The sequence below is a fragment of the Achromobacter sp. HNDS-1 genome, from assembly GCF_040084795.1.
GTDB lineage: Bacteria > Pseudomonadota > Gammaproteobacteria > Burkholderiales > Burkholderiaceae_B > Achromobacter > Achromobacter ruhlandii.
Genome location: NZ_CP157584.1, coordinates 5,693,443 through 5,705,888, shown reverse-complemented (window position 1 = coordinate 5,705,888; position 12,446 = coordinate 5,693,443). Strand labels below are relative to the sequence as shown.

The window sequence follows — 12,446 nt, the reverse complement described above, 5'->3', positions numbered from 1 at the left end:
CGCTCCGTCAGGCCTTGGCGGTGGACTTGGTCTGCCGGACGTGTTCTTCCAGCTCACCGAAAGTCGGGCGCACCGACGAATACAGCACCTTGCGGCCGAATTCCACCGCCAGTTGCGGCGGGTAGCCGTTCATGCTGGCCAGCAGCGTGGTCTTGATGCATTCCAGCACCTTCATGGCCTCGTCCGTGCGGCGCTCGATGCGCGAGGCCAGCGGACCGACGAAGCCGTAGGCCAGCAGGATGCCCAGGAAGGTGCCGACCATGGCCTTGGAGATCAGGTCGCCGAGGATGGCGGGCGGCTGGTCCACGGCGGCCAGCGCCTTGATCACGCCCAGCACCGCGGCCACGATACCGAAGGCCGGCAGGCCGTCGGCCATCTGCCGGATCATGCTGGCGGGCACTTCGCGTTCGTGGCGGTAGGTCTCGATTTCCTCGTCCATGAGGGTTTCGATTTCGAACGAGCTCATGTTGCCGCTGATCATGATGCGCAGGTAGTCCGTGATGAACTCCATGAGCTTCTCGTCCTTGGCGATGCGCGGATACTCGCTGAAGATCGGGCTGGAAGCCGGATCCTCGATGTGCGATTCGATCGCCATCAGGCCTTCGCGGCGCGCCTTGTTCAGCAACACGTACAGAAGCGCCATCAGCTCCATGTAGACGTCCTTGCCGTAGCGCGAGCTTTTCAGCGTATCCGGCAGCGCCTTCTTGACCAGCATCAGCGACTTCTTGCTGTTGCCGGCCAGGAACGCGCCGAAGGCCGCGCCGAAGATCAGCGTCAACTCGAACGGCTGGTAGAGCGCGCCCATGTGGCCGCCCAGCGCTACGAAGCTGCCGATGACCGACACGATCACCACTAGAAAACCGATAACAATCAACACATCAGGCCCCTGCCAACGAAGTCTAAAACCGGCGTCAATGATCCCCTGTTCCCCCCGACCCAAAAAGGCGGGTTACGGGGACTTTTCCAGGGCTTTTGATGTATTTGGACGCGCCGCTCAGGAACGGGCGGCGTCTACGGCAGGCGCGGAGCGGCTGCCCGCGCGCGCCTTGGCGGCGGCGCGGGTCTTGCCGGCGCGGGGTGGCGGGCGGCAGATCGCGCACACGAAATCCGATTGCGGATCATGCGCATGGGCGATGAAATGCCCGCCACACTGGCGGCAGGCCGAAAGCTGCAGCATGCCACTGTCGAAGAACCGCACCAGCATCCAGGCGCGAGTGAAGCTCAGCACGGGTTCGGTGGATTCGGCGCTATCGACGCCGGCATTTTCGAGGTACAGGCGGTACGCGTCGATGATGGCGCGGATGCCCTTGCTGCTGGTACGCGCATTCAGGAACGAATACACGTTGTAGAAAAGCGAGGAATGGATGTTCGGCAACCAGGTCATGAACCAGTCGACCGAAAAAGGCAGCATGCCCTTAGGTGGCGAGCAGCCGCGGATTTCGCGGTACAGGCGTGCCAGGCGGTCGTGGCTGAGGCTGGTTTCCGCCTCCAACACCTGCAGCCGCGCGCCCAGGGTGATCATGGAGCTGGCTAGCAGGATGTCATCCGCTTCCTGCGAAACGCTCTTGGTGGCCATTACACGTGTCCGAGTGGGATTCGACAGGCCGTCAGGCCAGTTCTTCAACAGGTTGCTTGGCCAGCAGGATCGTCGCGTGCGCTTGCTGCAGCGCGCCGCCCAGTACGTCGTGGGTCAGGGCGGACAGCAGGCTGTAGTCGTCGAAACGGAAACGGCACAGGAGCGAACTGGAACTGGCCAGCTTCACCAGCTGGGCCGGAGAAAGACGCATCAGGATATCGGCAACCTCATTGCTGAAACCCAGGCGGAACATCGATGCAGCATAGTCATCGCGCAGCATGCGCTGCGCGAGAAGTAGATAGGACAGATTCACTTCACGAATATCTGCCAGCAAAGAATTTTCGACTTGTTGCACGCCCGACTCCCTATTCCCTATCCCACCGAAGGGGCTTGATAACCAAAGCATTTCGCAACATATGTTGCGCCCTGCCCGCTGCATCCTGTTTTAATGCGAAATGTATCATTTGTTCGCAATTTAAGTAAAATTTACCACAGGTCATGTCATTTTCTATGACTTATATGACAAATCTTTGTTGATATTGCGCAACTTGAGACTTTAGATACACCTTGACATAGAAAGCCCTGACAAATGTACGTCAATTTGGCAAATAAGCATTCAAAACGTTGCGTGCTTTAGCGAATGAAATGCCGTCTTTTGCCGACAATGGCACCTTGCCGATCACAGAATCTTGCTAGCTTTAGCGTAGCCGCGCGTTTGTCGACAATGTCGCAAATTGACAACAACCGACAATGCGTCACGATGGACACCGCCCGACATTTCCGCAATGCCCCACGCAGATGACAGCTTGGTCGAATATGCCCCGCTAGTGCGGAAGCTGGCCCTGCAATTGCTCGCCCGGCTGCCGGCCAGCGTCGAGCTCGACGACCTGATCCAGGCCGGCATGATTGGACTGCTGGACGCCGTGCGGCGCTACCAGGAAACCGCCGACGCCCAGTTCGAGACCTACGCCACCACCCGCATCCGCGGCGCCATGCTGGACGAGTTGCGCGGCCAGGATTGGCTGCCGCGCAGCGTGCGCGCCAAGGCCCGCAAGATCGAACAGGCCATCCAGCAGCTGGAGCAACGCCTGATGCGCGCGCCGAGCGAAGCCGAGATCGCGCAGCAGATGGAAATGCCGCTGAACGAATATCAGACGCTTCTGCACGACGCCCAAGGCGTGCAGATCGTCCATTACGAAGATTTCGCCACCGAGCCCGACACCGCCTCGGGCCAGTCTGACTGGGCCGCCACGCTGAATCACGGCACCGCCGGCGGCAATCCGCTGGATTCGCTGCTGGCCGGCGATTTCCGCCAGGCCCTGATCCACGCCATCGACTCCCTGCCCGACCGCGAAAAGCTGCTGCTTTCGCTGTGTTACGAACAGGGCCTGAACCTGAAGGAAATCGGCGCGATCATGAACGTAACCGAGGCCCGCGTCTGCCAGTTGCGCTCGCAGGCCACCGCCCGCATCCGCGCCAAGCTGCGCGAGCAGGCCTGGCAGCAATTGCCCCAGGAGGGGCAGATCGCGCAGATTATCTGAGGCGAGCCGGACACCCACCCCGTTTCGCATCAATGTCGGCCCGATTTCCAGATGGAGCTTCCGGCCTAGCGAAACCCGGGCTCTTTCCGCCCTTTTTCGAGCCTTCCGGATCCCCTGCCGGCTGATAGGCTGTCGCCTGCACTATTTGCCTTTGCGCGCGACCAGGCCGCCGTTGCCATGGCTGCCTCGACACGGACCCCAAGATGACCGAACCCGATCTGCTGAACCAGGCGATTTCCGACGCCTACGATGAAACGCCCTACACTTCGAACGCACTGGCGCAAACCGCCCCTGGGCATCTCCGGGCGGTTGCTCACTTATACGGACTGGACTCCGCCCCGCTGGCGACCGCGCGGGTCCTGGAGCTGGGTTGCGCCGCGGGCGGCAACCTTATCCCGTTCGCGGTGGCAAACCCGGATGCACAAGTGATCGGCATCGACCTGTCCCCGGAGCAGATCAATGCCGGGCGCGAGATCGCACAACGGCTCGGACTGCGCAACCTGGACCTGCGTGCCCTCAGCATTACCGACATCGACGATAGCCTGGGCAAGTTCGACTACATCATCTGCCACGGCGTGTTCAGCTGGGTTCCTCCCGTGGTCCGCGAAGCGATTCTGCGAGTCTGCCGCGACAATCTGGCGCCCGAGGGCCTTGCCTTCATCAGCTACAACGTCTACCCCGGGTGGAAAACATCGGACATCTTGCGCGACGCGATGCAGCTGAATAGTTTCTCGGCCACCACGCCAGCCGAAAAACTGAAAAAGGCGAAGGAAATGCTTGGCCTGCTCCAGCATGGCCTGTCGCCCAATAATCTGATGCGCGAGGCAATCAGCAAGGCGGCACACACCTTGAGCCAGCAGCCGGACCACTATCTTTTCCACGAATACCTGGAGATGATCAACTCGCCCTGCTACTTCCTGGAGTTCATCGCCAGCATCCAGCAAGCGGACCTGGCCTATGTCAGCGACGCTCAGCCCGAAGGCTCCTTCCCCTCGAATTACGGCCAGGCCACCGCGGCCGCGCTCGCCACCATGTCCGCGGGCGCCGACCGCGTCATGCGCGAGCAATACCTGGATTTTGCGGTCGGCCGCCAATTCCGCCAGAGCATCCTCGTGCATGCCGAACGCGCCGACCAGATCCGGGAGAAGCCCGAGGCCAGCCACTTCTCATCGATGTTCGTTTCCGTCCAGCTGCAATCGGAAGCGGAGCGGGACCGGGCCAATCCGGGTCACCGGCATTTCCGCACGCCCGCCAACACCGGGCTGGCGACGCAGGATCCCTCGCTGATCGCACTGATCGAGACCCTGCAGGAGCAATGGCCCAACGCGATTTCGTTCGAGCAGGCCCAGACGATCGTAGGCACCAAGTCGGCTCAGAGCGGTACGGCCGCGGAACACGCCACGCTATTGCATTTGATTACATTGATGAATTGCGGGGCGCTGCGATACCGCCGCGAACCGCTCGGCTACGGCAACGACTCAGCCCGGCCCCGCCTGATTCCAGGCGCCCGCGAACTGATCATTGCCGCCAGCGAAAAGACGCTGCAGGTCGGCCACTACAACCTGTGGCACCAGTGGGTAAACCTGAGCACAGAGCCCGCCACCCGCTATGTCGCCAGCCTCCTGGACGGCTCGCTGCCCCAGGCTGAAGTGCGCACGCAACTGCGTGATGCGCTGACATCCGGGCGCATCCCTCATCCGGACGGGCTCGCGCTCAAGGGGGCCCGCAACGTCGATCCGGTCGCCCAGGAGTTGCTGGTACGCATCCTGGACGCCATGCGTTCTGGCGGCTTGCTTATGTAGCAATGGGCGCTTCCATTTCCCCTGCACTCCCGCCGGCTCAGGGGAAATGGAAAAAAATGCGATTTTCGTGATTTAGTCCTAAAGATTGATTTGGCACTGCCGTAATCCTGGCAACGGACGAAACTGAAATCAACAAAGTCAGTTCTTCACGTTACAGTTGGGCGGCTTAGCTGCCCGGTTTGAAGAAGCCTTTCTCTCTTGGGAGCCTAAACATGGCTGCAGTTATCAACACCAACTACTTGTCGCTGGTTGCTCAGAACAACCTGAACAAGTCGCAATCCGCCCTGGGTACCGCCATCGAGCGTCTGTCGTCCGGCCTGCGCATCAACAGCGCGAAGGATGACGCCGCCGGTATGGCCATTGCCAACCGCTTCACCGCGAACGTCAAGGGCCTGACCCAAGCCGCCCGCAACGCCAACGACGGCATCTCGCTGGCCCAGACGACGGAAGGCGCCGCCTCCGAAATCAACACCCACCTGCAGCGCGTTCGCGAACTGTCGGTGCAAGCCGCCAACGGCAGCTACTCGCAAGAGCAGCTCAACTCGATGCAAGACGAAATCAACCAGCGTCTGTCGGACATCGATCGCATCTCGCAGCAAACCGACTTCAACGGCGTGAAGGTCCTGTCGGGCAATGCCAAGCCGCTGACGCTGCAAGTCGGCGCCAACGACGGCGAAACCATCACCCTGAACCTGACCGAAATCAGCGTCAAGACGCTGGGCCTGGACGGCTTCAACGTGAACGGCACCGGCGTGACGCAAAACCGCACCGCCACCGTGTCCGACCTGCAAGCCGCTGGCGGTACCGCCGCTGGCAATGACTGGACCGTGACCACGAACCACGCCGCCGCGACCGCCGAGCAAGCTTTCGGCAAGCTGGAAAACGGCAACACCGTCGCTGTCGGTGGCACCACCTACACGTACGATGCCGCCAACGGCAACTTCACGTTCCAGAACAAGACCGCCGACGCCGCCGCCCTGACCAAGCTGGCCACGTCGCTGACCCCGGCCACCGGCACCGTCACCGGCACCTACACCAACAACGCCTCGGCTTCGTCCTCGTTCGAAGTTGATGCGACCGGCAAGCTGACCATCGGTGGCAAGGCCGCCTACCTGGCCGCGACCGGCGAACTGTCGACCAACAACCCCGGCGGCGGCGCGCAAGCCACGCTGGACGACGTCCTGACCACCACCAGCAAGGCAGCCGTTGGCGGCGCCAGCGTCTCGATCGGCGGCAAGACCTTCAACAGCAGCGGCACCGCCGGCGTCGTGACGTACACCGATACGGTCGCCAAGGATGCCCTGCTGGCCACGTTCAAGGCCGGCGCTGCTGGCAGCACGATCAACCTGGGCCAAGGCATCACCGCCGCCACCCTGACGTTCACGACCGGCACCTCGACCGACACGTGGGTTGACGGTTCGGGCAACTTCACCCGTACCCAGAACTACGACACGACCTACACCGTCGACCCCAACACGGGCAAGGCCACGGTCAAGGGCGGCACGGGCACGGGCGACTACGCTCCGAAGGTCGGCGCTACCGCCTACGTCAACTCGTCGGGCAAGCTGACCACGGAAACGACCAGCAAGGGCGGCAAGACGTCCGACCCGCTGAAGACGCTGGACGCCGCCTTCACCAAGCTGGACAAGCTGACGGGCGAACTGGGCGCTGTGCAGAACCGCCTGGAATCGACCATCGCCAACCTGAACAACGTCGTGAACAACCTGTCGTCGGCCCGCTCGCGCATTCAAGACGCGGACTACGCCACGGAAGTGTCGAACATGTCGAAGGCTCAGATCCTGCAGCAGGCTGGCACCTCGGTTCTGGCGCAAGCCAACCAAGTGCCGCAAACCGTCCTGTCGCTGCTGCGTTAATCCGCCGCAACGCCTGACGGTTGGGCGGGGCGTGCCGCAAGGCCTGCCCCACCCGCCTCCCGCACCGGGTGCTTGACACCCGGTCGTAAAACAAGCCGGCGCAAGCCGGCTTGTTTGCATTCGTGCCCCCCAAGTCCACCCCGAGGCCGACGGCAGCGCGCCATTGCGCCGCGGCATGGACACCCTTGGGCCTCATCCCCACACATCTTCCGTGCCGGCCACATTTGCCGCGGTTGCCCGCGCGATGGATTGCCCCTGCGCGCCCGCCCCACGAATGGCCCGGACTTCCAAGCGATCGTGGAAGGAGGCTTTTTGCCACCTTCTCGCTTTTTTGAGACGCGCCACGCCCCTTCATAATTGCCCTCGCACGCTTTTGTATCTATATTTTTCGTAATATGACCACCACGCCTCCCGATCCACTCGCTACGCGGCATGACGGCACCACGGATCAAGATGACCAGGCGCCGGTGGATCCCCACACCCAGCGCCTGCGCGAAGAGAACCGCGCCTTGCGCGAACTGCTGGCCGCGCAGGTCCAGGCGTCGATTCCGCGCCCTCCCGGCCCGCTCAAGCGGCTGGGCTGGTGGCTGATCAGCGCGCCCGGCGCCGCGCTGGTCGGCTGGCGCAGCCTGCTGGGGCGCGAACACGCCGCGCCGATCACCGGCAAGCGGGTGGGCTACGCCACCTTGACCGTGCTCTATACCCTGGCGATCTATGGCGCCCTGGTGCTGCTGGTGGTGTCATGCAGCACGCCCAACGCGGGACGGTCGGGCGCATCCGCCGCCGGCCCGATGCGCGTGCCGCTGGCGCCGCTCGACGCGGGTCCGGCTCCCCTGCGGCAACCCGGCGCTACCACGCGGCCCGACGCCGCGCCGCCTCCCCCCGCCCCCACGCCGACCGTGCAAGAACATGCGTCCGGGCCCGCCTCGACACCGCAGGACGCCGCGAGACCGCGGGACGACACGCCGGCGCCGGGCCGCACGGACGCCCCCAGCCCGGCGGCGACAACGCCCTCCGCCTCGGCTCGCGAAGCCGCGACGCCGCATGCGGCCGCCCCGGCCTTGCCCAAACCCACGTTGCGCATCACCGAAATCCCCGCCGAAAATCCACACGCATGGGTCGACAGCCTGAAGGCCGAACTGGCGCGCTGCGCCACGCTGGGCTTTTTCGAGCGGCCCGACTGCGCCTGGGCCGCCCGCAAGCAATACTGCGGCCCGAACCAGGGCTGGGGCGCCGTCAAGGAATGCCCGGCCCAACCCTGACGCCGCGCAATTCTCGTCCGAGAATTCCACCGCGATGCGGTGAAGTACGCGATAATCACGCATAATCCGTTTGTTCCGGACACCGTCCGGCAAGCCTCACAGGACTCCCCGCCATGGATCTTTCCGTCAGCAACACCGTGAATACCGGCCTGGCCATGCGCGACGCGCAACTGATGCAGGAAGTCCAGGCGCGCGTCACCAAGAAGGCCATCAACGCCCAGGCCGACACCGTCGCCACGCTGATGCAGTCACTGCCGGTGGTCGCCATCGACGGCAAGATCGGCACCCGCATCAATACCCAGGCGTAAACCGCGCCGGCGCGCGCGGCAACGATTGCCGCGCCCAGCCCTCCTCGGCCCGCTTCTTCGGCCCGCTTCTTCGGCCCGCTTCTTCGGCCCGCTTCTTCGGCCCGCTTCTTCGGCCCCTTCTTCGGCCCGCTTCTTCGCCCCGCCCTCTTCACGACTCCCTGCCCGCCCGGGCTAGCGCCGTCAGGCCTCCAGGTGCCTGCGCATCAGTTCCTCGAACCACTCCAGAAAAACCGCCAGCCGGCGTGAGCGTTGCCGCCGGTGCGGATACAGCAGCGCCACCGGCATGGAGGCGGCGCGGTGCGCTGGCATGACTTCCACCAGTTCGCCGGCGTCCAGCAGGTGTTGCACGTCGAAGCGCGGAATCTGGATCAATCCCAGGCCCGCCAGGCAGCAGGCGATATAGCTTTCGGCATTGTTGACCACCACCCGGCTGGGCACCGTGATGGCCTGGCGGTCGCCGTCGCCGGCCGCCACCTCCCAGGGCAATTCGCGGCCGGTGGTCGGCGAAGCGTATCCCACCATCCAGTGATCCGTCGGCAGCGCGTCCGGCGCCCGCGGCTCGCCCTGCTCGCGCAGGTAGGCGGGGCTGGCGCAGTTGACCAGGGCGATGTTGCCCAATGGCCGTGACACCAGGCTGCTGTCATGCAGCGCGCCGATGCGCACCGCGCAATCGACGCCTTCCTGGATCAGGTCGATGGCGCGGTCGCTGGACCCCAATGCCAGTTGCAGCCGGGGATGACGCCGCAGCAGGCCGGGCAACGCAGGCGCCACCAGGCGGCGCGCAATGCGGCTGGGCACGTCGACGTTGAGCCGCCCGGAAACCTGGCGCTGGCTCTGCTGGAACAGGTGGTCAATGTCCTCGACCTCGGCCAGCAACGGCCGGACCCGTTCCAGCAATTGGGCGCCGTCGGCGGTCAGGCGCACCTGGCGCGTGGTCCGGTGCAGCAGCCGCGCGCCCAACTGGGCCTCGAGCTGCTGCACGGCGGCCGAGACCGAGGCGCGCGGCAGTTCCAGCGCGTTGGCCGCCTTGATGAAGCTGCCCATCTCCGCCACCTGCGCGAAGACGCGGTACTGTTCGAATCTGTCCATGCTCCCCCGGGAGTCCCCCAGCGCCAGCGGCACGACGCCGCCCGTGACAGCATAGCCGGTTCGCGGGACATCGCAGGCACGGGAAATGGCGCCCCCGCCAGGCAGGCCGGGCCAGACCCACGCGACCTCGAATCGCGGGGGCCAGGCGGCCCCCCGGGCGGCCTGACCGGCTACTTGGTGGTGTAGCCGCCGTTGATCAGGATGGTCTGGCCGGTGATCCACCAGCCATCGCTGACCAGGTGGCGGATGAACGGCACCACGTCCTCGATGTCGGTCAGGCCGGTCTTGGAGAACGGCGACAGCGCGGCGGCGGTCTTGTGGTACGCCACGGCATCGGCGCCTTCGGCCGGATAGAAGAACGGCGTGTCCATCGGGCCGGGGCCGACGGCCGTCACCGAGATGCCGCGCGCGCCGAACTCCTTGGCGGCCGCGCGCGTGTAGTGCTCGACCGGCGCCTTGGAGCCGGCATAGGCGGCGTAGAACGGCGTGAATGCGCCCAGCAGCGAGGTCACCAGGGTGCAGACCTTGCCATTGTCGTTGACGTGGCGGCCGGCCTCTTTCAGGAAGAAGAACGCCGACTTGGCGTTGACCGCGCTCATCTCGTCGTATTCGGCTTCGCTGATTTCGGTCAGCGGCTTCTTGAGCACCTTGCCGACGGTGTTGATGGCGATGTCGGGCCGGCCCACCGCCGCGACCGCGTCGGCGAACAGTTTCTCGACGGCGCCGGCCGTGGTCAGGTCGGCCTGGAATGCCACGCCCCGGGCGCCGGCGGCCTGGATCGCGGCCACGGTGGCGTCGGCATCGGCCTTGGACGCGGCGCTGTTGTAGTGGATGGCGACGGCCTTGGCGCCCTGTTGCGCCAGGTCACGCGCGATCAGGCCGCCCAGGTTCTTGGCCCCGCCGGCGATCAGGACGACTTTGCCCTTGATGGAATGGTCTGCCATGGAAAATCTCCCGCATGTGTGTCGATGGAGATTCGATTCTAGGCAGCGGCGGGGCCGGGATCAGCCGGGCATGGCCGGATGGATTATCCAGAAAATCGCCCCAATGCCAGAGCCTGTGCGGTGCCGGCGCCGCAAACGCCCCTGGCGGACCGGCAGGATCGGACGGCTGCCGATCCGCGCGAGCCGCAATGAAAAAGCCCGAAGGCCGGGAGGCGCTTCGGGCTGTGGTGCCTGCGTCCGGACGCAAGATCCGGCCAGCCAGGGTTTACTTCTTCTTCATCGGCGGCAGGTCGGTGCACACGCCTTCGGCCACTTCGGCCGCCATGCCCACCGATTCGCCCAGGGTCGGGTGCGGGTGGATGGTCTTGGCGATGTCGATGACGTCCGCGCCCATTTCCACGGCCAGCGCCACTTCGCTGATCAGGTCGCCGGCATGGGTGCCGACGATGCCGCCGCCCAGGATGCGGTGCGTCTCGGCGTCGAACAGCAGCTTGGTGAAGCCTTCGTCGCGGCCGTTGGCGATGGCGCGGCCGGAAGCGGCCCACGGGAATACGCCTTTCTCGACCTTGATGCCCTGCTTCTTGGCTTCGTCTTCGGTCAGGCCGACCCACGCCACTTCCGGATCGGTGTAGGCCACCGACGGAATCACGCGGGCGTCGAAGAACGACTTCTGGCCGGCGGCGGCTTCGGCCGCCACGTGACCTTCATGCACCGCCTTGTGCGCCAGCATCGGCTGGCCGACGATGTCGCCGATGGCGAAGATGTGCGGCACGTTGGTGCGCATCTGGCGATCGACCTCGATGAAACCGCGGTCGGTCACGGCCACGCCGGCCTTGTCGGCGCCGATCTTCTTGCCGTTGGGGCTGCGGCCCACGGCCTGGAGCACCAGGTCGTAGCGCTGCGGTTCCTTCGGCGCGCCCTCGCCCTCGAAGGTGACGTAGATGCCGTCTTTCCTGGCTTCCGCGCCGACCGTCTTGGTCTTGAGCATGATGTTGTCGAAGCGGCCGGCGTTCTTCTTCTGCCAGACCTTGACCAGGTCGCGGTCGGCGCCCTGCATCAGGCCGTCCAGCATTTCCACCACGTCCAGGCGCGCGCCCAGCGTGGAGTACACCGTGCCCATTTCCAGGCCGATGATGCCGCCGCCGATGATCAGCATCTTCTTGGGGATTTCACGCAGCAGCAAGGCGCCGGTGGAATCGACGATGCGCTCGTCCTGCGGCAGGAACGGCAGCTTCACCGACTGGCTGCCGGCGGCGATGATGGCCTGCTTGAAGCGGATGGTCTGCGACTTGCCGTCGGCGCCCTTGACCGCCAGGTGGTTGGCATCGGCGAATTCGCCCACGCCCGTCACCACGGTCACCTTGCGCGCCTTGGCCATGCCGGCCAGGCCGCCGGTCAGCTTGGCCACCACGCTGTCCTTGTAGCCGCGCAGCTTGTCCAGGTCGATCTTGGGTTCGCCGAAGCTGATGCCGTGGGCGGCCAGCTCGCGCGCCTCGTCGATGATGGCGGCGTTGTGCAGCAGCGCCTTGGACGGGATGCAGCCCACGTTCAGGCAGACGCCGCCCAGCGTGGCGTAGCGTTCGACCAGCACCACGGACAGGCCGAGGTCGGCGGCGCGGAAGGCGGCCGAATAACCGCCGGGGCCCGCGCCCAGCACCAGCATGTCGTACTCGGCGTCGGCCGAACCCTTGAAGGTCGCGGCGGCGGGAGCCGCGGCGGCCGGCTTGGCGTCGGCCTTGGGGGCCTCGGCCTTGGCGGTTTCGGCCTTGGGCGCCTCCTTGGCGGCCGGGGCGGCCTCGGCCGCCTCGACTTCCAGCACCACCGAGCCTTCGGCGACCTTGTCGCCGACCTTGACGCTGATGGACTTGACCACGCCGCCCGTGGAGGCGGGGATTTCCATCGAGGCCTTGTCGGACTCGACCGTAATCAGGCTCTGCTCGGCCTTGATGGTATCGCCAACGGCGACCAGCACTTCGATGACTTCGACTTCCTTGAAGTCACCGATGTCCGGCACTTTGATTTGAACGGTATTGCTCATAGGGCTCCCCGT

The 12,446-nt window shown here is 65.0% G+C and carries 11 protein-coding genes; 5 read left to right on the top strand and 6 right to left on the bottom strand.

All coding sequences use genetic code 11. The features are described from left to right. Window positions 1-7 precede the first annotated feature (7 nt). The 3 genes from motA to flhD form a co-directional block, all read right to left on the bottom strand. Entirely contained in the window at window positions 8-877 is an 870-nt protein-coding gene (gene motA, locus ABFG95_RS26340; RefSeq protein WP_006387509.1) for a flagellar motor stator protein MotA, read from the bottom strand. A 117-nt stretch (window positions 878-994) separates the two neighbouring features. After that, window positions 995-1,576: a flagellar transcriptional regulator FlhC gene (gene flhC, locus ABFG95_RS26335; RefSeq protein ID WP_348995092.1), complete on the bottom strand. Its 582-nt coding sequence runs from the start codon at window positions 1,574-1,576 to the stop codon at window positions 995-997. A 31-nt stretch (window positions 1,577-1,607) separates the two neighbouring features. Further along, complete coding sequence (gene flhD, locus ABFG95_RS26330; protein WP_006219025.1) at window positions 1,608-1,931, bottom strand: flagellar transcriptional regulator FlhD; 324 nt, start codon at window positions 1,929-1,931, stop codon at window positions 1,608-1,610. Window positions 1,932-2,361: 430 nt separating this feature from the next. Here flhD and ABFG95_RS26325 point away from each other — a divergent pair, with 430 nt between their 5' ends. The 5 genes from ABFG95_RS26325 (at window position 2,362) to ABFG95_RS26305 (ending at window position 8,363) form a co-directional block, all read left to right on the top strand. Further along, complete coding sequence (locus tag ABFG95_RS26325) at window positions 2,362-3,117, top strand: RNA polymerase sigma factor FliA (protein WP_049074409.1); 756 nt, start codon at window positions 2,362-2,364, stop codon at window positions 3,115-3,117. Window positions 3,118-3,320: 203 nt separating this feature from the next. Then, complete coding sequence (locus tag ABFG95_RS26320; protein ID WP_348995091.1) at window positions 3,321-4,919, top strand: class I SAM-dependent methyltransferase; 1,599 nt, start codon at window positions 3,321-3,323, stop codon at window positions 4,917-4,919. Between the two features lie 212 nt (window positions 4,920-5,131). Then, entirely contained in the window at window positions 5,132-6,793 is a 1,662-nt protein-coding gene (locus tag ABFG95_RS26315) for a flagellin (protein WP_049074415.1), read from the top strand. A gap of 467 nt (window positions 6,794-7,260) precedes the next feature. Continuing rightward, window positions 7,261-8,055, top strand: coding sequence for a hypothetical protein (locus tag ABFG95_RS26310; protein ID WP_278993260.1), 795 nt, complete (start codon window positions 7,261-7,263; stop codon window positions 8,053-8,055). Window positions 8,056-8,168: 113 nt separating this feature from the next. Next, a complete protein-coding gene (locus tag ABFG95_RS26305; protein ID WP_006387491.1) occupies window positions 8,169-8,363 on the top strand; it encodes a putative motility protein in 195 nt (64 codons plus the stop codon). A gap of 180 nt (window positions 8,364-8,543) precedes the next feature. On the opposite strand, the gene ABFG95_RS26300 is transcribed toward ABFG95_RS26305, so the two are convergent. The 3 genes from ABFG95_RS26300 to lpdA all read right to left on the bottom strand — a co-directional run bounded on the left by ABFG95_RS26300 (window position 8,544) and on the right by lpdA (window position 12,434). Beyond that, entirely contained in the window at window positions 8,544-9,452 is a 909-nt protein-coding gene (locus ABFG95_RS26300) for a LysR family transcriptional regulator (protein ID WP_175146676.1), read from the bottom strand. 170 nt (window positions 9,453-9,622) lie between these two features. Next, window positions 9,623-10,396, bottom strand: coding sequence for an SDR family oxidoreductase (locus tag ABFG95_RS26295; RefSeq protein ID WP_054418568.1), 774 nt, complete (start codon window positions 10,394-10,396; stop codon window positions 9,623-9,625). A gap of 265 nt (window positions 10,397-10,661) precedes the next feature. Next, window positions 10,662-12,434, bottom strand: coding sequence for a dihydrolipoyl dehydrogenase (gene lpdA, locus ABFG95_RS26290; RefSeq protein WP_348995090.1), 1,773 nt, complete (start codon window positions 12,432-12,434; stop codon window positions 10,662-10,664). Between the last annotated feature and the right edge of the window lie 12 nt (window positions 12,435-12,446).